This is a genomic window from Azoarcus taiwanensis, assembly GCF_012910885.1.
In the GTDB taxonomy this organism is placed as follows: domain Bacteria; phylum Pseudomonadota; class Gammaproteobacteria; order Burkholderiales; family Rhodocyclaceae; genus Azoarcus_F; species Azoarcus_F taiwanensis.
Map to the genome: position 1 here is coordinate 19,846 of NZ_WTVM01000020.1, position 20,311 is coordinate 40,156.

At 64.5% G+C, this 20,311-nt stretch carries 19 protein-coding genes; 17 read left to right on the plus strand and 2 right to left on the minus strand.

What is annotated here, in order from left to right; translation table 11 throughout:
• Window positions 1-79: 79 nt before the first annotated feature.
• The 9 genes from GPA21_RS05125 to GPA21_RS05165 all read left to right on the plus strand — a co-directional run bounded on the left by GPA21_RS05125 (window position 80) and on the right by GPA21_RS05165 (window position 9,435).
• Entirely contained in the window at window positions 80-2,587 is a 2,508-nt protein-coding gene (locus GPA21_RS05125) for a heavy metal translocating P-type ATPase (protein WP_168987142.1), read from the plus strand.
• A complete protein-coding gene (gene cueR, locus GPA21_RS05130) occupies window positions 2,584-2,985 on the plus strand; it encodes a Cu(I)-responsive transcriptional regulator (protein WP_168987143.1) in 402 nt (133 codons plus the stop codon). Before GPA21_RS05125 ends, cueR begins: the two co-directional genes overlap by 4 nt.
• Before the next feature lie 268 nt (window positions 2,986-3,253).
• The gene (locus GPA21_RS05135) at window positions 3,254-4,057 is read left to right on the plus strand and encodes a response regulator (RefSeq protein ID WP_168987144.1); all 804 of its coding nucleotides are present in this window, start codon (window positions 3,254-3,256) and stop codon (window positions 4,055-4,057) included.
• A gap of 278 nt (window positions 4,058-4,335) precedes the next feature.
• On the plus strand, window positions 4,336-4,902 hold the full coding sequence (locus GPA21_RS05140; RefSeq protein WP_168987145.1) for a hypothetical protein: 567 nt from the start codon (window positions 4,336-4,338) through the stop codon (window positions 4,900-4,902).
• Window positions 4,903-4,969: 67 nt separating this feature from the next.
• Window positions 4,970-6,085, plus strand: coding sequence for an alkene reductase (locus GPA21_RS05145; protein WP_168987146.1), 1,116 nt, complete (start codon window positions 4,970-4,972; stop codon window positions 6,083-6,085).
• Window positions 6,086-6,195: 110 nt separating this feature from the next.
• On the plus strand, window positions 6,196-6,531 hold the full coding sequence (locus GPA21_RS05150; RefSeq protein WP_211163424.1) for a hypothetical protein: 336 nt from the start codon (window positions 6,196-6,198) through the stop codon (window positions 6,529-6,531).
• Between the two features lie 292 nt (window positions 6,532-6,823).
• Window positions 6,824-7,909, plus strand: a complete 1,086-nt coding sequence (gene hppD / locus GPA21_RS05155; protein ID WP_168987147.1) for a 4-hydroxyphenylpyruvate dioxygenase — start codon at window positions 6,824-6,826, stop codon at window positions 7,907-7,909.
• Window positions 7,910-8,155: 246 nt separating this feature from the next.
• Complete coding sequence (locus GPA21_RS05160; RefSeq protein ID WP_168987148.1) at window positions 8,156-8,860, plus strand: fumarylacetoacetate hydrolase family protein; 705 nt, start codon at window positions 8,156-8,158, stop codon at window positions 8,858-8,860.
• Window positions 8,861-8,967: 107 nt separating this feature from the next.
• Complete coding sequence (locus GPA21_RS05165; protein WP_168987149.1) at window positions 8,968-9,435, plus strand: tellurite resistance TerB family protein; 468 nt, start codon at window positions 8,968-8,970, stop codon at window positions 9,433-9,435.
• A 2-nt stretch (window positions 9,436-9,437) separates the two neighbouring features.
• Here the strand turns inward: GPA21_RS05165 and GPA21_RS05170 are convergent, their stop codons facing one another.
• Window positions 9,438-9,659, minus strand: a complete 222-nt coding sequence (locus tag GPA21_RS05170) for a hypothetical protein (RefSeq protein ID WP_168987150.1) — start codon at window positions 9,657-9,659, stop codon at window positions 9,438-9,440.
• A 113-nt stretch (window positions 9,660-9,772) separates the two neighbouring features.
• Between GPA21_RS05170 and ppk2 the strand changes: the two genes are divergently transcribed.
• The 8 genes from ppk2 (at window position 9,773) to GPA21_RS05210 (ending at window position 19,540) form a co-directional block, all read left to right on the plus strand.
• Window positions 9,773-10,948 (plus strand): polyphosphate kinase 2, encoded by a 1,176-nt coding sequence (gene ppk2, locus GPA21_RS05175; RefSeq protein ID WP_168987151.1) that lies wholly within the window; start codon window positions 9,773-9,775, stop codon window positions 10,946-10,948.
• Window positions 10,949-11,060: 112 nt separating this feature from the next.
• Window positions 11,061-11,855, plus strand: a complete 795-nt coding sequence (gene hyi / locus GPA21_RS05180) for a hydroxypyruvate isomerase (RefSeq protein WP_168987152.1) — start codon at window positions 11,061-11,063, stop codon at window positions 11,853-11,855.
• Window positions 11,855-13,123, plus strand: coding sequence for a glycerate kinase type-2 family protein (locus GPA21_RS05185; RefSeq protein WP_168987153.1), 1,269 nt, complete (start codon window positions 11,855-11,857; stop codon window positions 13,121-13,123). The genes hyi and GPA21_RS05185 overlap by 1 nt, the downstream gene beginning before the upstream one ends.
• 40 nt (window positions 13,124-13,163) lie before the next feature.
• Window positions 13,164-13,577: a GlcG/HbpS family heme-binding protein gene (locus tag GPA21_RS05190; RefSeq protein ID WP_168987154.1), complete on the plus strand. Its 414-nt coding sequence runs from the start codon at window positions 13,164-13,166 to the stop codon at window positions 13,575-13,577.
• Window positions 13,578-13,688: 111 nt separating this feature from the next.
• Window positions 13,689-14,291 (plus strand): xanthine phosphoribosyltransferase, encoded by a 603-nt coding sequence (gene xpt / locus GPA21_RS05195; RefSeq protein ID WP_168987155.1) that lies wholly within the window; start codon window positions 13,689-13,691, stop codon window positions 14,289-14,291.
• Window positions 14,292-14,358: 67 nt separating this feature from the next.
• Window positions 14,359-15,216, plus strand: coding sequence for an HDOD domain-containing protein (locus GPA21_RS05200; protein WP_168987156.1), 858 nt, complete (start codon window positions 14,359-14,361; stop codon window positions 15,214-15,216).
• Between the two features lie 14 nt (window positions 15,217-15,230).
• Entirely contained in the window at window positions 15,231-16,958 is a 1,728-nt protein-coding gene (gene ggt / locus GPA21_RS05205) for a gamma-glutamyltransferase (protein WP_168987157.1), read from the plus strand.
• Between the two features lie 17 nt (window positions 16,959-16,975).
• On the plus strand, window positions 16,976-19,540 hold the full coding sequence (locus GPA21_RS05210; protein WP_168987158.1) for a PEP/pyruvate-binding domain-containing protein: 2,565 nt from the start codon (window positions 16,976-16,978) through the stop codon (window positions 19,538-19,540).
• 48 nt (window positions 19,541-19,588) lie between these two features.
• On the opposite strand, the gene GPA21_RS05215 is transcribed toward GPA21_RS05210, so the two are convergent.
• Window positions 19,589-20,311: aminotransferase class IV (locus GPA21_RS05215; RefSeq protein ID WP_211163425.1), on the minus strand; the 723-nt coding region annotated here is incomplete at its 5' end.

Sequence of the window (20,311 nt, forward strand, 5' to 3'; positions counted from 1 at the left end):
TCGGGACAAATTGAACGCTTGACCTTCCAACAGGGTCAAGGTTTAGAGTTCAACTCACGATCATCCCCGGAGTACCACCATGAACAGCCCGGCCCCGGCCAACGCAGTGCGCACGCTGCATGTGCGCGGCATGAACTGCGCCTCCTGCGTGGCACATGTCGAAAAGGCCTTGCTGCGCGTCGAAGGCGTCGAATCGGCGAGCGTGAACCTCGCGAGCGAAACCGCCAGCGTCACCGCCTCGCCAAAGGTCGGATTCGACGCACTGGCGGCGGCGGTGCATCAGGCCGGCTACGAGGTGGCGACCGACGAGACGACGCTGGACATCGAGGGCATGACCTGCGCCGCCTGCGTCGGGCGGGTCGAGAAGGTCTTGCTCCGCGTGCCGGGTGTTCTCGAAGCCAACGTCAACCTCGCGGCCAATCGTGCCCACCTCAAGACAGTCTCCGGCACCCCGTTGCCGGCGCTGCTGAGTGCGGTCAAGCGCGCCGGTTTCGGCGCCAGGCCGGCGGACGCCACAAGCGCAGACACACGCGAAAGCCGCAGCGAGGCCGAGGAACGCGCGCTTCAGCGCGCAGTCTGGCTGGCGCTGGCGCTGACCCTGCCGGTGTTCGTGCTGGAGATGGGCTCGCACATGATCCCAGGCATGCACGACTGGGTCATGACCCACATCGGCCATCACGAAAGCTGGTGGCTGCAGGCGGTGCTCGCCACCGCAGTGCTGTTCGGCCCGGGGCTGCGCTTCTTCCGCAAGGGCGTACCTGCGCTGCTGCGGGGAGCCCCGGACATGAACGCGCTGGTCGCCATCGGCACCGGCTCGGCATGGTCCTACTCCATGGTCGCGCTGCTCGCACCGGGCGTGTTACCGGAGGGTACGGTGAATGTGTATTTCGAGGCCGCGGCGGTCATCGTCACTCTGATTCTGGTCGGCCGCCTGCTCGAAGCGCGCGCACGCGGACGCACCAGCGAGGCGATTCGGCGGCTGATGCGCATCCAGCCGCGCACCGCGCGAGTGATCCGGGACGGCGCCACGCTCGATGTCGCGATCGAGGAAGTCGTCGCCGGTGACCAGGTGCAGGTCCGACCGGGAGAAAAGATCCCGGTCGATGGCGAAGTAGTCGAAGGCGAATCCTTCGTCGACGAGTCGATGATCACCGGCGAGCCGCTACCGGTGCGCAAAGCTGCCGGCGACGAGGTGGTCGGTGGCACGCTCAATACCCGTGGCGCCTTCGTGTTCCGCGCCACCAAGGTCGGTGCCGACACGGTGCTGGCGCAGATCATCCGCATGGTCGAAGCGGCCCAGGGCGCCAAGCTGCCGATCCAGGCCATGGTGGACAAGGTGACAATGGTGTTCGTACCCGTCGTCATGGCCGTCGCGGTGCTGACCTTTCTCGTCTGGCTCGCCTTCGGCCCCGCGCCGGCACTGACCTTCGCGCTGGTCAATGCGGTTGCGGTGCTGATCGTGGCCTGCCCGTGTGCGATGGGGCTCGCCACGCCGACCTCGATCATGGTCGCCACCGGACGTGCAGCGGCGATGGGGGTGCTGTTCCGCAAGGGTGACGCGCTGCAGTTGCTGCGCGATACAGATCTCGTCGCGCTCGACAAGACCGGCACACTCACACAGGGTCGGCCGCAGCTCACCGACCTGGTCACCATCAACGGGTTCGAACGCGAGGAGGTACTGGCGCTGGTCGCCGCGGTGGAACGTCAGTCCGAGCATCCGATCGCGCAGGCGCTGGTCGACGCCGCCGAGGCAGAGGGGCTTGCCATCCCCGCCGCCGAAGGCTTCGAGTCGGTTGCCGGATTCGGCGCCTCGGCCGAGGTGGCCGGACACACGGTGGCCGTGGGCGCCGCGCGCTTCATGACCCGCCTTGGTGTCGACATTGCGCCGCTCGCAGCCGAGGCCCAGCGCCTGGCCGAGGCCGGCAAGACCCCGCTTAATGTCGCGATCGACGGCAAGCTCGCGGCCACTGTCGCGGTCGCCGACCCGCTCAAGCCGACCTCAGCGCAGGCTGTCGCGGCACTGCATGCGATGGGCCTCAAAGTGGCGATGATCACCGGTGACAATGCCCGCACCGCAAAGGCGATCGCCCGCCAGGCCGGAATCGACGAAGTCATCGCCGAGGTGCTCCCGGAAGGCAAGGTCGAGGCCCTGCAAAAGCTGCAGGCAGGCGCCCGTCGTATCGCCTTCGTCGGAGACGGCATCAACGACGCGCCCGCACTCGCCCATGCCGATGTCGGCATTGCCATCGGCACCGGCACGGATGTGGCGATCGAGAGCGCGGATGTCGTGCTGATGTCCGGCGACCTCGCCGGCGTGCCGCGCGCGGTGGCGCTGTCACGGGCGACGATTCGCAACATCCGTCAGAACCTCTTCTGGGCCTTCGCCTACAACAGCGCACTGATCCCGCTGGCGGCCGGGGTGTTCTACGCATCAGCCGGCCTGTTGCTGTCACCGGTGTTCGCGGCAGCGGCGATGTCGCTGTCGAGCGTCTTCGTGCTCGGCAATGCGCTGCGCCTGCGGCGCTTCTCCGCCGACGCGGTGATGCCGGCCGGCAGCGCCGCGGCCAGACAAGGAGCAACAACATGAACATCGGCAAGGCAGCGCAAGCCTCCGGCGTGTCGGCAAAGATGATCCGCTACTACGAGTCGCGGGGCCTGATTCGGCCGGCAGAGCGCACCGCGGCCGGCTATCGCGCCTACTCCGAGTCGGACATCCACACCCTGCGCTTCATCCGCCGCGCCCGGGATCTCGGGTTCTCGGCCGACGACATCGCCGACCTGCTCGCACTGTGGCAGGACCGCGATCGCGCCAGCGCCGACGTGCGCCAGATTGCGGCCAACCACATCGCGACGCTGGATAGCAAGATCGACCAGCTTCAGGCCATGCGCGCCACTCTGGCCCGGCTCGTCGCGCATTGCCACGGCGACACCCGACCGGACTGCCCCATCCTGGCCGACCTCGCGCCCGCTCAGCCTGAGGCGTGAGGATCGCAACACATCCGCGTGCAATCGCGGATGACTGCTTCACCGCGTTTGGTGAGGTCTATCGACCGCGCGAATCCGCGCATATAGTTGGAGGTCAAGCGCACCAGCAATCGATCTGGAGCGCCAAAAGCCTTCACGCGGGAACCCTCAGGCCATCGTGAGATAGTTGTCACTCGCCCGCCACAGCCCGTGGGATGATTTCAGTGCAGGACAATCGAACACGCCCCGCACCATCCGTCCACGAGCATCCATTCAAGGCAGGACCAGCATGCAGCCGCTCGAGAAGAAACGCAGCAACCAGAACCGCCTCGACCGCATTCTCGTGATCGAAGACGATCCCATCTTCCTGCGCCTCTATCGTCACTTGCTCTCAGCGCACCATCGCTCCTACGAGCTCGTCGAGTGCACCGACGGGTACGCCGCACTGGGGCGCATGCTCGAGCGCACGCCGCGTCTCGTCCTGCTCGACCTCACGATGCCCCGTTTCGATGGCGCCGGCTTTCTTGCCATCGTCAAGAGCAAGCCCGAGCTCAGCAGCCTGCCGATCATCGTCATCAGCTCGGATGCCGACGAGGCACACAGACGCATCGGTGATCTGGAGAACGTGCGCTGGTTCTCAAAACCCATCCAGCTCAAGACCCTGCAGCACATGCTTGAACTGGAGCTGGGCAAGCCCGAAGCCGGGCGCAAGGAGAGCGCCATACCTCCATGCAAGACCGACCCACGCGAATTCGACCAAACCCAGCTGGAAACCTACGTCGGGTGTAATCGCATCGCCCAGGAGACGATCGCACACCAGTTCTGTCTTCTGGCGGCAGAGCGGCTGGCGATGCTGGAGCGTTTCATCGGCAACCCCGACCGACTGGGTTTGCGCACGCTGGCCCACGTTCTGGAGGGGAGTGCGGCGACCCTGGGTGCACCGCGCTTGCTGGCCGAATGCAAGCGGCTGCGTCGCTCGCTGGATGCGGGCCACGCGGACGAATGCGTTCGCGAAGAGGTTGTCGCGCTCGCCAACGCCTTGCGGTGTTTCACGGTAACCCTTGCCCAACACTTCGAACTGACCGACTTTTGAAGAAATGAACCAACAAGCGAACATGCGTGTCGCATTTGGCGTAAACTGATTTATTAAAGAGATTGATTGGCGTTCAGCGCCGGGTCGGCGTCGTCACGTGCTGATTGCCCGGGGCGTGGGATCGTATCGATCCGGCACCCCCTGACAGCGCAAGCGGTTCAGCTTTGAACAGTCGTCTCTCTTCGAACAGGTCAGAGATCACGAGTCTTTTGAACGATTCCTGAAGTCATACGGCCCAAGACGGTGACGCCAGAACGCTGTCTTCGGAGGTAACCAAAATGAGTAATACCGAAACACCGCTCCGTCAGGCTCGGCCCCGCGTCGATGCACAGACCGGCGAGATCCGTCGTGCAAACCTTCAAATGCTCACCGCCACGCGGGGCTCCAAGCAGGTTCTGGCCTCGCTGGCCGGCATGAACAGCAGCCGCATCAGTCTGATGACCTCGGCCAGAAAGCCGGTTTCCGATCCTTTTTCGATCGCCATCGAAGATGCGCTGTCTCTGCCTCGCGGTTGGATGGACACGCCGCATGAGCCGGACGAGGTTTCCAACGAAACCTGGCGCAAGTTGGGCGGTTTCCCCGAAGACGCCGTGGCCGCACGCGAAGCCGCGGCTCGCGCCGGACAGACCGGCACCGACCCTTTCATTCTGGCAGCGCTCGCCGCCAAAGGCCGCGCTACCACGAGCGGCAAGCAACTCAACCCGCTGTTCAACAAGCCTGTCGGCCAGATCGGCCCCATCGCGGAAGCCCTCGCCAAAACGATCATCAAGCTTTCCCAGTCGGAAAAACTCAGCGAAGAACAGGCGTTCGAACTGCTCGGCAAGATCATCAGCGACTACACTTGATCCTTTTCGGAAGCGCGGCGTCGCACGACCATCGCTTGCCGCGACACGCGCGCGAATGCAAATCACCATGACCCCATCACTTTTCGAGCCGGTCATTGCCGGCAAGCTACGCCTCTCCAACCGTATCGTCATGGCACCGCTCACGCGCAACCGCTCACCTGGCGCGATTCCGGCACCGATCACCGCAACCTACTACGCCCAGCGCGCAAGCGCCGGCCTCATCATCACCGAGGCAACGGCAATCAGCCAGCAAGCACAGGGCTACTCGGACGTGCCCGGGCTCTACGCGCCCGAACAACTCGAAGGATGGCGTCAGGTCACCGCAGCAGTGCATGCCGCCGGGGGCATCATCGTCACCCAGCTTTGGCATGTCGGACGTATCTCGCATGCCTCGCTGCAACCTGGAGGCGCCGCCCCGGTCGCCCCCTCCGCAATTCGGGCAGCGGCCAAGACCTACGTCGTGGATGAAAACGGCCAGGGGCGGTTTGTCGACACATCGGAGCCACGAGCCCTCGCGATCGAGGAGTTGCCCGGGATCGTGGAGGACTATCGCAAGGCGGCACGGGCGGCGATGAACGTCGGCTTCGACGGCGTCGAACTGCACTCGGCCAACGGCTATCTGATCGACCAGTTCCTGCGTTCGGGCAGCAACAAACGTACCGACGCATACGGCGGTAGCATCGCCAACCGCGCCCGCTTGCTCGAAGAGGTCATCGAAACCATCGTCGCCGAAACCGGCCCGGGCCGCACCGGTGTGCGCATTTCGCCAGTCACGCCATCCAATGATGCGGCGGACTCCGAGCCACAGCCGCTCTTCGAACATGTCGTGCGCATGCTCGCGCGCTACCCCCTCGCCTACATTCATGTCGTCGAAGGCGCAACCGGTGGCGCCCGGGACCATGCTCAGGGTGACTCGCCGTTCGACTACAACGCATTGCGGGCGGCTTACCACGCCGCAGGCGGCGAAGGCGCCTGGATGGTCAATAACGGCTACGACAAGACCATGGCCGAAGCCGCCGTCAGCGAAGGCCGTGCAGACCTGGTCGCCTTCGGCAAACCCTTCATCGCCAACCCCGATCTCGTCCGTCGCCTTCGGGAAAACGCCCCACTCAACGAGGGCGATCGAAAAACCTATTACGGTGGCGGCGAACAAGGCTACACCGACTACCCCGCATTGGCCTGACCGGACTTCCCCGCTTCCCATCTGCAGGACGTCGCACTGCGCGCGGGGATTTTTTTCACCCGCGCGGCGTCTCATGTCACCATGCGACCATTCAGCGACCCGGATTCATCATGATTCACAACGACCCCCGCTTCCAACATCTCTTTCGTGCAGTGCGTCGCGACGCCGCGGCCAAACCTACCTGGGTCCAGAAGGCAGGCGCAGTCATCGTCGCCATCGTGTTCTTCTCGGTCGTACTGATGTTCTCCGTCGTGTTGTTCGCGGCCGCGCTCACCGCCGGCGCCGTCGCATGGGGCTATCTCTGGTGGAAGACCCGCGCGGTGCGCAAGACCATGCGCGACAACCCACCGGGCGGCCTGGTCATTGAGGGAGAGGTCATCCGCGAAGTGGATGAAACCGCTGGCCCCACCCCCCGAACGGACACACAGACGCGCGATCAATCATGAGAGAATGATCGCGCGGCAGGGGCCCAGACAAGCCGTCGCCCCGCCACCCGAAAGATGTCGGACCATGTCGCCGACACGCGAGGAGACACCATGCAACCCGGCTTCCTGATCTTCATCGGTGACCATCTGGCCCGCAGCATTCGCGGCTTGCCGGGCGCTCCCCCACGCGCCTGAAACCTCCCCACCCGGCCCGAGTCGCTTGCGGAGCGCCTCGCCAGACAGACACCATCGCCACCCCTTTCACGGCCGCCCGAGCCGGCCTGCGCGTGGCCGAAGACAGGAGATACAAAACATGCCAGATCTATTCGACAATCCCATGGGCTTGATGGGCTTCGAGTTCGTCGAGTTCGCCTCACCCTCCCCCGGCACCCTCGAACCGGTGTTCGAGATGCTCGGCTTCACGCAGGTGGCGCGCCACCGCTCCAAGGATGTCAGCCTTTACCGCCAGGGCGAGATCAACTTCATCCTCAACAACGAACCGCGCAGCGTCGGCGCCTACTTCGCAGCCGAACACGGCCCCTCGGCCTGCGGCATGGCTTTTCGTGTGAAGGACGCCCACCTCGCCTACAAGCGCGCGCTCGAGCTCGGTGCCCAGCCGGTGGACATCCCCACCGGCCCGATGGAGCTGCGCTTGCCCGCGATCAAGGGCATCGGTGGCGCCCCGCTCTACCTCATCGACCGTTTCGAGGACGGCCAGTCCATCTACGACATCGACTTTCACTTTTTCGAAGGTGTCGACCGCCGCCCCGCAGGTCATGGCTTGAAGTACATCGACCACCTCACCCACAACGTCTATCGCGGCCGCATGGCCTACTGGGCCGGTTTCTACGAGAAGCTGTTCAACTTCCGCGAACTGCGCTATTTCGACATCAAGGGCGAGTACACCGGTCTCACCTCCAAGGCGATGACTGCACCCGACGGCAAGATCCGCATCCCGCTCAACGAAGAGGCATCCGGCAAGACCGGCCAGATCGAAGAGTTCCTGATGCAGTACAACGGCGAAGGCATCCAGCACATCGCCTTGTACACCGACGACATCCTCGCCTCTTGGGACGCCCTCAAGCGTGCCGGCCTGCCCTTCATGACCGCGCCACCGGCGACCTACTACGAAATGCTCGAGGCACGGCTGCCCGGCCACGGCCAGCCGGTGGACGAACTGCAGTCGCGCGGCATCCTGCTTGACGGCAACACCGAGGGCGACACACCGCGCCTGCTGCTGCAGATCTTCTCCGGCACCCTGCTGGGACCGGTTTTCTTCGAGTTCATCCAACGCAAGGGCGACGAGGGTTTCGGAGAGGGCAACTTCAAGGCCTTGTTCGAATCCATCGAACGCGACCAGATCCGGCGCGGGGTGATTACAGCGGACGCGAACGGCTAGCAGCCTGTCGGGCTTGAGCGATCGTCGCGAGCCGAGTGGAAAAGCGAGGCCAGATTCGCCCGTTTTTGAGGCGCATAGTGGTTCTATGGAACGAAAAGACGGGCGAATATGGGCCGCTTCTCCCACTGGCGCAGCAGATCAGTCTCAAGTCCGACAGGCTGCTAGACTCACCTATCTTGAACCTGGGCGCGCGTGTCGCCGCCTCCAGTCGATGCTGGTGGCACGCCGAACAAATCGGACACCAAAATGAACGATGACTGCTATCTCTGGAATCCGTCGCCGACGCCCTCGCTGCCAGTCATTGGTAGCGACCGGCGAATGCCCATCAGGCGGATTTTCTGCGTCGGGCGGAACTATCTCGGCCACGCGGCGGAAATGGGCGCCCCGGTGGACAAGCGCACGATGAGGCCATTCTATTTCTTCAAGGACGCCGGCAGCATCGTGGCGTCTGGATCACGTATCCCTTACCCACCAGGCACGGCCAACCTGCACTACGAAATGGAGCTGGTGCTCGCCATAGGCAGGCCGGGTTTCCGAGTCTCCGAAACCGAGGCAAGCGCAATGCTGTACGGCTACGCTGCAGGACTCGACCTGACGCGACGCGATCTGCAACTTCAGGCGCGTGAGGCCGGAAAGCCCTGGGATCTTGCCAAGAATTTCGAGAATGCTGCGGTCTGCTCGGAAATCGTACCGAGCGAAACCGTCATGACAAAAGGTGCAATCACGCTCGAAGTCAATGGAACGACCCGGCAACAGTCGGACATCTCCATGCTGATCTGGAGCATTCCTGAACTGATTTCGGATCTTTCCAGTTTCTATCACCTGCAAGCGGGCGACCTGATCTATACCGGCACCCCTGAGGGCGTCGGTGCGCTTGTACCGGGTGATCGCTTGAGAGGATATGTCGAGGGTGTTGGAGACGTCGCGCTTGAGATCGGCGAGCCGGAGTGACGGTCCCGCCAGCCAGGAACCAGGAACCGTATGCGAGCCCTCTCAACGGTGGAACGCAGTCTCCATAAACGCACTCTACTGAGCATTCAGTCCAACACCTTGAACCCATGCTGCGCAATCTGAGAGATCTTTTCGAAGCGATCGGCGCCCCTGCCGAAACCAGCTCTCCCGAAGAGCGGGAGCACGCGCTGCAACTGGCCACCGCGGTGATGCTGGTCGAAGTCATGCGCTCCGACCCGGAAACCGATGATCGCGAGCGGCAGGCGACCCTCGCCGCGCTGCGTGAAAAGTTCTCTCTCGAAGAGGACGAGGTCGAGCGCCTGCTCGAGCTGGCCGAGCGCACGGCCGAGGACGCCAACGACTACCATCGCTTCACCAGCCGAATCAACCGCGGCTTCTCGCGCGAACAGAAGATCCGGATCATCGAGTACATGTGGCGCATCGCACACGCGGACGGCACGGTCAGCGCCCACGAGAACCACTTGATGCGCAAGGTCGCGGCACTGCTCTACATCTCCCACGCCGACTACGTCGGCGCCCGCATGCGCGCCAAGGCGCACGCCGGTCTCGACTGAGACTAAGATCTCTCGCCAGGCATGGGCTCACGCATCAGGCGGATCGCGAGCCAGATGCCGAGCACTGCATTGCTCAACGCAAACAGAGCCACCACCAGCATCGGCGCGGTGGCGAGCTCGCGCGTGTGCAATATCCACGAGAGGAAGGAAGACAGCAGATTCAGGACCAGCATCAGCCAGAACAATGGGTTGCGGGGCTGAATCAGACGCGAGAGCTTCAACATGGGGTCAAGTCTAATTCAATCTGAACAACAATTGACTTCAGTCAAAGTTGGAATCGGAAAGGCCGGGCGCGAAGGCGTAGAATTTATTCTGGTTAACATCAAGGGGGAAGCGCATGGCAGCCAGGGACACCGCAAACAAGACCACTACCGGCAACAAGAAGAAGCCAGCCACCGCTTCCGCCAGCAAACGTAGCCCGCGCCGGGCCGAGCGTGGCGATGTCTCACCGGATCAGTCGCCGCAGGGCATCGAGGACTTCGAAATAGCTCAGGCCGTCGAGGGTGCGACCGGTTCGAAGGAGGTCGCGCTGAACGATATCATCGTCGCAGGCAAGAAAGACATCAACGATCTCGCAGCCCATCTCGATGCCATCGTGCAGGGCATGTCGCCGGATGATCTGGCCACGCTTCGCAAGACCCTGTTTCAGGAGGAGCTCGCCGCCACGGTGAAGACCGGCGTCAAGGCCGACGACGAGCTGTCCGACAATTGGCGCACCGGAGGCTACCCCTACCGCAACCTGATGACCCGCAAGAACTACGAGAAGCAGAAGTATCGACTCCAGGTCGAACTGCTGAAGCTTCAGAAGTGGGTCAAGGAGACCGGGCAGCGCGTCGTAATCCTGTTCGAAGGCCGTGACGCCGCGGGCAAGGGCGGCACGATCAAGCGCTTCATGGAGCACGTCAACCCTCGCGGCGCGCGGGTCATCGCGCTGGAGAAACCCACCGAGACCGAACGCGGTCAGTGGTACTTCCAGCGCTACATTCAACACCTGCCCTCGGCTGGCGAGATCGTGCTGTTTGACCGTTCCTGGTACAACCGGGCCGGGGTCGAGCGCGTCATGGGTTTCTGCTCCGCAGACGAGTACAACGAGTTCATGCGCCAGGCGCCCGAGTTCGAGCGAAACCTCGTGCGCAGCGGCATCCACCTGATCAAGTTCTGGTTCTCGGTCAGTCGCAGCGAGCAGCGCCGTCGCTTCAAGGAGCGTGAAGCTCACCCGCTGAAGCAGTGGAAGCTGTCACCCATCGACGTCGCCTCGCTGGACAAGTGGGACGAGTACACCAAGGCCAAGGAGGCGATGTTCTTTTACTCTGACACCGCAGACGCACCCTGGACGGTGGTGAAATCGGACTGCAAGAAGCGCGCGCGCCTGAACGCCATGCGTTACGTGCTTCACAAGCTGCCTTATACGAACAAGAGCCTGGACCAGATCGGGCCAATCGACCCTCTGCTGGTCGGTCGCGCAAACGTCGTCTATGAACAGGGCGAGAAGGAGGAACTGCCCATCCTTTGAGGCATACGCCCTTCGCGCGGCCGGCAACCGGGGGTACACCCGGATAGCCGGCCGTTTTCGTTTCGGCCAAAGTCACGCATCCAAACCCAGGAGCCAGCAAAGGAAGACCGGCATGCCCAGATTCGCCGCCAACCTGACCCTATTGTTCAACGAGCTCGACTTTCTCGATCGCTTCGCAGCCGCTGCCGAGGCCGGGTTCGAAGCGGTCGAGTTCCTGTTCCCCTACGCCTGGCCGGCCGAGCAGATCGCCGAGCGGCTCGAGCGCTCGGGCCTGAAGCTGGTATTGCACAATCTGCCGCCGGGCAACTGGGACGCTGGCGAACGCGGCATCGCCTGCCACCCGGACCGCGTCGATGAGTTTCGCAACGGAGTAGCCAGGGGCATCGAATACGCCCAGGCCCTCGGTTGCGGGCAACTCAACTGCCTGGCGGGTATCCGGCCGACGCATGTGAGCGAGGCGCAGGCCCACGCCACTTTTGTGAGCAACCTGCGTTTCGCGGCGGCCGAACTCGAGCGAGCGGACTTGCGGCTGCTGATCGAGCCGATCAACACTTTCGACATGCCGGGCTTCTTCCTCAACCGCAGCAATCAGGCGGAGGAGATTGTCGACGAGGTCAATGCCCCAAACCTCTACATTCAGTATGACATCTATCACGCCCAGCGCATGGAAGGCGAACTGGCCAACACCATCGCGCGATTGCTGCCCCGCATCGCTCACATGCAGATGGCGGATACGCCAGGGCGCCACGAACCCGGAACCGGCGAGATCAACTACGACTTCCTGTTCGACTTCATCGACCGCCTGGGCTATCAGGGGTGGATCGGCTGCGAGTACCGCCCGGCAGCGACGACGACCGGCGGTCTGGGCTGGTTCACCCGTCGACACACAAGCTCGGGCGCGCAGTGATGGCACAAGCACCGCGCGAACTCCTGGCTGCGATGTTCTCGGCTGCCGTCGAGTCCGCGCAACCGGAATACTGCATCCCGCCGCACCTGCCCGAGCCGCCGCGCGGCCGCACGGTCGTCATCGGCGGAGGCAAGGCTTCAGCCGCCATGGCGCAGGCGCTTGAGCACCACTGGTCCGGCCGGTTGGAAGGGCTGGTCGTCACCCGCTACGGCTATGCGGTACCGTGCGAACGCATCGAGATCATCGAAGCCGCACATCCGGTGCCGGACGCCGCGGGGCTCGAGGCGGCAAGGCGGATCCTGGAAAAGGTATCTTGCCTCGGCGAGGAGGATCTGGTGATCTGCCTGATCTCCGGTGGCGGATCCGCGCTCCTGCCGTTGCCGGCCGGGGCGCTGACGCTGGAGGACAAACAGGACATCAACCGTGCGCTGTTGCGATCGGGTGCAACGATTTCGGAGATGAACTGCGTGCGGCGTCACCTCTCGGCGATCAAGGGCGGACGACTCGCCGCAGCGTGCCATCCCGCGCGGGTCGTCAACCTGCTGATCTCCGACGTACCGGGCGACGATCCGACCGACATCGCCTCCGGACCGACGGTCGGCGACCCAAGCACATGCGCGGACGCACTCGAGATCGTTCGCCGCTACCGCATCGATCTGCCGCCTGCGGCACGCGCACTGCTTGAGAGCGGCGAAGGCGAGTCGATCAAGCCCGACGACCCCCGCCTCTCCCAGCTCACGACCCGACTCGTCGCCACACCTCGGCTGGCTCTGGAGCACGCTGCCCAGGTCGCACGTACGGCTGGCGTCGACTGCCACATCCTCGGTGACGCGATCGAAGGCGAGGCCCGCGATGTCGGCAAGGTCATGGCCGGCATCGCGCTACAGGTGGCGAAGTGGGCCGAGCCGTTCGCGCCGCCGTGCGTGCTGCTGTCGGGTGGTGAAACCACGGTGACCGTGCGCGGCCAGGGGCGTGGCGGACGCAACGTCGAATTCCTCCTTTCGCTCGCACTGGCACTCGACGCTCGACCCGGCATCCATGCTCTGGCCGGAGATACCGACGGTGTCGACGGGCAGGAGGAGATCGCCGGTGCCTTCATCACTCCCGACACGCTCGCTCGTGGCTGGCAGCAAGGCATCAACCCACGTCAAGCGCTGGACGACAACGACGCTCACCACTTCTTCGAGTCGCTGGGCGACAGCCTGGTGACCGGCCCGACACTCACTAACGTCAATGATTTCAGGGCTGTATTCATTACAGGCGACTGAGCCCGCTCGCCACCAGAAAACCGACAGGAGAAACAACGCTATGAAACACATTCCCGCCCTCACTCTGGACGACGCCCGCACGATCGGCGCGGCCGCCGAAGCCGAAGCCCTCGCCAAGGGCTGGGCAGTGACCATCGCCGTGTGCGACGCCGGTGGGCACTTGATGTGGTTGCAGCGCATGGACGGCGCACCGCTGATGAGCGCCGAGGTCGCAGCGGGCAAGGCCAGAACCTGCATCATGACCGGCAAGCCCAGCAAAGCCCTCGAAGACATGATCAACGGCGGGCGTAATGCCGCGGTGACGATGCCCATTCTGCCGCTGGAGGGGGGCGAGATGATCGTCGTCGAAGGCTGCGTCGTCGGCGCAGTCGGTGTCTCGGGCGTGCGCGCTGACCAGGACGCCGAAACCGCCCGGGCCGGTATTGCTGCCATCGGCGCGAGCTGGACACGCTGAAAGACGGCGGAACGAAGCCCCACCCGTGTTCTCGCGAGTGCCCTGTCGAAGCCCGGGTCGATCCTCTACAATCGGACTCCGAAAACACCCTGGGGCCTCGCCCCGCCGGCAATGCCATCCAACACCGACCTCAACGCGGCCTACCTGCCGCTCATCCGGCGGATCGAAGAGGAAGCAACGATCATCGGCGACCAGATCCTCAAGATCGACCACTTCCTCAATCACCGGATCGAACCCGCCTTCATTCTGGAACTGGGTCGCGAGCTTGCCCGCCGATTGTCGCGATTCCATCCAACCCTGGTTCTGACTGCCGAGGCGAGCGGCATCGCACCCGGCCTTGTCGTCGCACAGACACTGAACGTGCCGATGCCGTATGCGAAGAAGTACGCGCCAGAGGTCGAGTCCCCCTTCCTCCAGCGCATCATTCCCTCTCCCACCAAGGGCGGCGAGACCAAGCTCGTCGTATCCCAACGTTACCTGACCCCGGGTACGCGAGTTGTCCTGGTCGACGACTTTCTGTCCAATGGTCGTACTGCGGTGGCGCTCATAGAGATGGCGCGTGAGGCGGGCGCCGAGGTGCTTGGCGCAGGCTTCATTGTCGAAAAGCGGTTCAAGCAAGGCCATGAGGCCATCGAGGCACTCGAGGTACCAATTGCCACACTTGCCCAGGTCAGACGTCTGGAAAACGGCAGGGCCATTCTCAACACGACGTGAACGTGCTTCGCCTGCCTTGGCCCTGCGGAAGCGGGTTACACTTCAGGAAACAAATCGGGAGGGGTAGATGGAGGATTTCGAACAGCAGGCGCAAGCCTTTTCCCAGCGCATCGAACAGGAGATCGTCGAAGGGCGGCTCAATTTTCCGACCGTGCTGGACGTGTCGATGCGCATTCGCAAGCTCGCCGCCGATCCGAAGGCCTCGCTCGACGAGATCGCTCAGGTCGTGCAGGCCGAGCCGGTGCTGAGCGCCAAGGTAGTGCGTATGGCCAACGCGGTGATGATGAACCCTTACGGCACACCGATCACGAGCGTAAAGGATGCGGTCTCGCGTATCGGTTTGTCCGCCCTGCGCTGCCTTGCCTTCGCGGTGTCATTCGAGCAACTCGCCCAGGATCACCGTTCACGCAACCTCCGACTCGTGGCATCCGGATTGTGGATGCACTCGGTGGACGTCGCCTGCTGGGCCTCGGCGATTGCCCGCGAACTCAAGGTGGCTCCGCCCGACACAGCGTTGTTTGCCGGCATGCTGGTGGACATCGGCCAGTTCTTTCTGCTTGCCCGAGCGACTGACTATCCGGCAATGGAGGCGAACATCGACCGCTTCGCGGAATTCGTGAACACCTGGCACCAGCCGGTGGGCCGCGCGATTCTCGAGGCACTGAGTCTTCCGGACAGCATCGTCGACGCCTTCTGCTACGAAGACCCCTACGGCGGCAGCTGGCCGCCCAAGGACCTCGCCGACGTGCTGTTCATCTCCTCGCTGGCAACCGAGGCACCCAACCCCTTCGACAACCTGCTTGGGGTCCACCGGCCAAGCCTGCGCGAGAACGGCGTACCGGGAGTCGACCGTGACACGATGGCGGACCTGCTCGCCAGCGCCGAGTCCCATCGCAAGGTGCTGCTCTCGACGGTGTGCGGCTGAGCAAGCGCTGACACGTGGCCCGAGGGCTGCTCGCAACATTCGCGCTCGTCGTGCTCGCCGCGGCGCCGGTGGCGGGCGCCTCACCCACGTCACAAATCGCAACTTCCCCGGAGGTGACGGGCGACGCGCGCAGTTTCATGGTCGCGGCACCGAATCCGCTCGCAGTCGAGGCCGGGCTGGAAGTGCTGCGCAAGGGCGGCAATGCCATCGACGCCGCAGTTGCGGTTCAGATGGTGCTTGGCTTCGTCGAGTCGCCTGAAACCGGCATTGGCGGCGGCGGTTTTCTCCTGTACCACGACGCCGCGAGCGGTCGCACGACGCTCTTCGACGGCCGCGAAACCGCGCCTCTTGCGGCGCGCCCGGATCGCTTTCGTCTACTGGGCCAGGCACTGCCACTGTGGGCGGCAATCCCCTCCGGACGAGCCGTCGGAGTGCCCGGTCTGGTGGCGATGCTCGAATCCGCCCATCGCCAGCACGGCACGATGGCCTGGGCCGAGCTGATCGAGCCGGCGATCGGGCTGGCCGATCAGGGCGTGCCCATGCCAGACCGTCTCCAGACACAAATCGCCGAAGACGGTTCACTGCGCGTGTTCTCGGATATGCGCGGCTACTTTCGTCGGCAGTCCGCCGACGTGCCCCCGCGGCTGACCAACCGCGAACTTGCCGACACCTTGCGTGCCCTCGCCCGCGACGGCGGCGCTGCCTTCTATCAGGGCGTGCTGGCCGAAGCGTTGGTCGATCGGGTGCGCACGCGCCGGCCGCTCAGCGGCGACATGACGATGGCCGACCTCGCCGGCTATCGCGCGGTCGAGCGAGAGCCGGTGTGTGGACCGTACCGCGAATGGACGGTGTGCGGTGCGCCGCCGCCCTCGTCCGGAGGCATCGCGGTGCTGCAGATCCTCGGCATGCTGGAGCGTTTTCCGATGGCGGACTTCGGCCCCGGTTCGGCGATCGCACTACACCTCATCGCCGAAGCGAGCCGGCTCGCCTTCGCCGACCGCGAGCGCTATGTCGGCGACCCGGATTTCGTCGATGTACCGGTCAGCGGACTCATCGATCCCGCCTACCTCAGCGCGCGCGCCATGCTCATCGACGAGCAGTCGGCAAACCCCCGCGCCCTGCCCGGCGAACCGGGCCGACGTGCACTGATTCGCGAAGCCGATGCCAATGCCAACTACCGCGCGAAGACGACCGGCACCTCGCACTTCAGCATCGTCGACCAGCAGGGCAATGTGGTCGCGCTCACCAGCTCGATCGAGGCGCCGTTCGGCAGCCGCATGATGAGCGGCGGCTTCTTGCTCAACAACCAGCTCACCGACTTCAGTTTCGACCCGCTACAGGACGGACGCCCGCACCCGAACGCGGTCGCACCCGGCAAGCGCCCGCGCAGTTCAATGTCGCCGGTAATGGTGTTCGACGCCGATGGCGAGCTGCGGCTCGTGCTTGGCGCGCGCGGCGGCAGCCGGATCATCGGTCATGTGGTGCGCACCCTGGTGTCGGTGCTGGACTGGGAGCTGGAGGTCGATCACGCGATCGCGCTGCCCAACTTCGTCCATCGCGGAGAGGTGTTGGAGATCGAGGCTGGCTCGCCGCTGCGCAGACATCGTGGCGCGCTCGAGCAGCTCGGACATACGGTCACCGAAGCGACGATGGTGAGCGGCCTGCACGCGATCGAGCGCACGCCGGAGGGCTGGCGTGGCGGGGCCGATCCCCGCCTCGACGGCATTGCCGACGGTGACTGAACGACAGGAGCAATCGCATGAGTACTTCCGTCCGCCCCCCGTTCGCCCCGACGACAGGCCTGCCGGGTCTCGATGCAATCCTGAGCGGTGTCGCACCGGGTGACAACATCGTCTGGCAGATCCAGACGCTGGACGAATATCTCGCCCTGGTCACGCCTTACGCCGAAGCGGCCCGCGACCAGGGACGTCCGCTGATCTATTTCCGTTTTGCCGCGCACCCGCGCCTGTTGCCCGAAGACACTCATGCCGAGGTCCATCATCCCGATCCCGCCGACGGTTTCGACGCCTTCGTCGACCAGGTCCACCGTGTCATCGAAGCGGCCGGCACCGAGGCGATGTACGTTTTCGACTGCCTGTCCGAACTGGCCGAGGCCTGGCAGTCGGACCGCATGATGGCGAACTTCTTCCGCCTGACCTGCCCCCGTTTGTTCGATCTCGATACCGTCACCTACTTCGGCATCTACCGCAACACCCATGCGCGCCCGGCGCTCGCCCTGATCACCGAAACCACGCAGTTTCTGCTCGATGTATTCCGTAGCCGCGGCCAGCATTACATCAGGCCGGTCAAGGTGCGACACGGCTCCAGCGCGGTGATGAACCTGATCCACGCCTGGGAACCCGGCGACCGGTTCCGGCCGGTCGCCGACAGCGGCACGGTCTCCGAGATTCTGGCGCGCTCGGAATGGCTTGGTCTGGAGGACGACCGGATCACCGGCCACTGGCAGCGCCACTTCGCAGCCGCCCGCCAGGTGCTCGCCAGAAGACATTCCGGCAACCCGGACCCCGAGGCCGAGCGCGAATGGTTCGAGCGGCTGTCACGTCTGCTGTTTCCCGGCGATGTGCCAATGGCACGTCTCATCGACGCCTACCTCACGCTGGACGACCTGATCGCGATGCGCGAACGCATGATCGGCATCGGCTCGATCGGCGGCAAGGCGCTGGGCATGCTGCTCGCGCGGGCGATCCTGCGCAAGGAGGCGCCGGAGCAACACGCGAAGCTCGAGGCGCACGACTCCTTCTACGTCGGCACCGTCGTCTTCGACAGTTTTCTGGTCTACAACAAGGTCTGGTGGATACGGCGGCGTCAGCGCGATCCCGAGCATTTTCTCGATGACCTCGACCTGGCCCGCGATCGCATTCTGTCGGGCACCTTCCCGGACGCCACGATCCGTCAGTTCGAGGGCATGCTCGACTACTTCGGCGAGTGGCCGTTCATCGTGCGCTCGAGCTCGCGCCTTGAAGACCGTTACGGCAACGCCTTCGCGGGCCAGTACGACAGCGTGTTCTGCGTAAATCAGGGCCCGCGCGAGAAGCGCCTCGCCGACCTGCTCGACGCGGTGCGCCAGGTCTATGCCAGCACACTGTCCGAACAGGCTCTGCGTTACCGCCAGCGACGCGGACTGCTCGACGATGAGGAGCAGATGGCGCTGCTCATCATGCGGGTCTCGGGCACTGCCGGGCGACGCTACTTTCATCCACACGCGGCCGGGGTGGGCCTGTCGGTCAATCCCTATCCATGGAACCCGAAGATCGACATGCGTGCTGGCGTCGTGCGCCTGGTCGCCGGTCTCGGTACCCGGGCGGTGGATCGCAGCGATGACGACTACACCCGACTGATTGCGCTCAACGCACCCGACCTGCGCCCGGAGAGCAACTTTGGCGCCATCGCCCGCCACGCCCAGCGCCGTATGGACGCACTCGATCTCGAGCGCAACGAGGTAATCTCCGGACGGTTCGCCGATATCGTCGCCGGCGAGTCCGACTTCCCGATGGACTTGTTCACCACCCGCGAAGACCACGACCGACCGCCGTTCCTGACCTTCGACGGGCTGGTGACACGCACCGCATTCGTCGACGACATGCGCGCCATCCTGCAGTGTCTGCACCAGGCCTACCGGCACGCGGTCGAAACCGAGTTCGCGCTCAACTTCCAGCCCGATGGCCAGTACCGCATCAATCTGTTGCAGTGTCGCCCGATGCAGGTCCGCGACCTGGCCGGCACCACTTCCGAACCCCCCGCCAACGCGCCCCGCCTGGCCAACGCGCGTGGCGCGGTGATCGGCCCCAGCCGAACCCTGCAGCCCGACCGCATCGTCTTCGTCGTGCCGTCGGCCTTCGCGCCACTGCGCCAGGCCGACCGCCTCACCGTCACCCGGCTCGTCGGCCGGATCAACCGCGCCAGCGCCGACCGCGTGCTGCTGATGCTCGGCCCTGGCCGCTGGGGGTCACGCGATCCGGCTCTCGGGCTACCGGTGGCCTTCGCCGAGATCAACCATGTCGCAGCCCTGTGCGAGATCGTCGCGATGCACGACAACCTCGTGCCGGACGTTTCGCTCGGCACGCACTTTCTCAACGAGCTCATCGAGGCGGACATGCTGTACTTCGCGCTGTTTCCCAAGCTCGAAGGCAACCTGCTCGACGAAACCTCGATCACCGCGTGGCCGAACCGGCTCACTGAGCTCGAGCCCGATGCCGCGAGATGGGTCGATGTCGTCCGGGTCATCGATCCGACGCCGGGCGAGGTCGTACTCTACGCCGATGCCGAACGCCAGCAGGTGGTGATCACGCGCGAACCGGACTGAGCGTCTGCTCCCGCAGTCAAGATGCAGGGGGGCACTGCTGAGACCTGATCAAACGCGCTCTACCAGTCTGGCCTCGATCGCTCCCCGCAAGGCATTGGTCAACACGATACGCTCTGCACGGCGCAGGTCCGCGAGCGTGACATGGGCCTCGCGCGCCTGCCAGGCGGGGTCCTCGAGCAGTTTCGCGCGCATCGTACCAGGCAGTATCCCACCGCCAGCAAGCGCCGGAGTCAGCCACTGGCCGTCGAGGCGCAGGAAGACGTTGCTACGTGCGCCCTCGGTGAGCCGGCCGGTTTCGTCATGAAACAACATGTCAAAGGCGCCGCGCGCCTGCGCCTCGCGCAAGGCCGCGTCATAACGGTCGCGCCAGGTCGTCTTGTGGCGCATCAGCGCGTTCATGGCCAGCATGGGAGAACCCGCGAGCAGTAACGGCACCGGTCCCGCCGGCAACTCATCCAGCGGCACCGCGCTCAGCTCGACCTGGCCATCACGGTGCAGCACCAGTCTCAGCCGGTGCGGCTGGTCCGACGCCAGGTCCGCGCAAACTGCATCGAGCCGCGCCTCGACGGTTTTCGCGCAATACCGAAAACCGAGAGCCTGCGCACTCGCTGCTAGACGCGCGAGATGCCGCCCGCACTGTCGCACACCCGACTCGCGCGTGGCGTAGAGGGTTTCGAACAACGCAAGACCCGGGTCGAGGCCGGTCAGGAAACTGGCCTTGAGTTCGCACTCCGCGTACTCGTCGCTGGCGACGCTGTCGATGACGATACC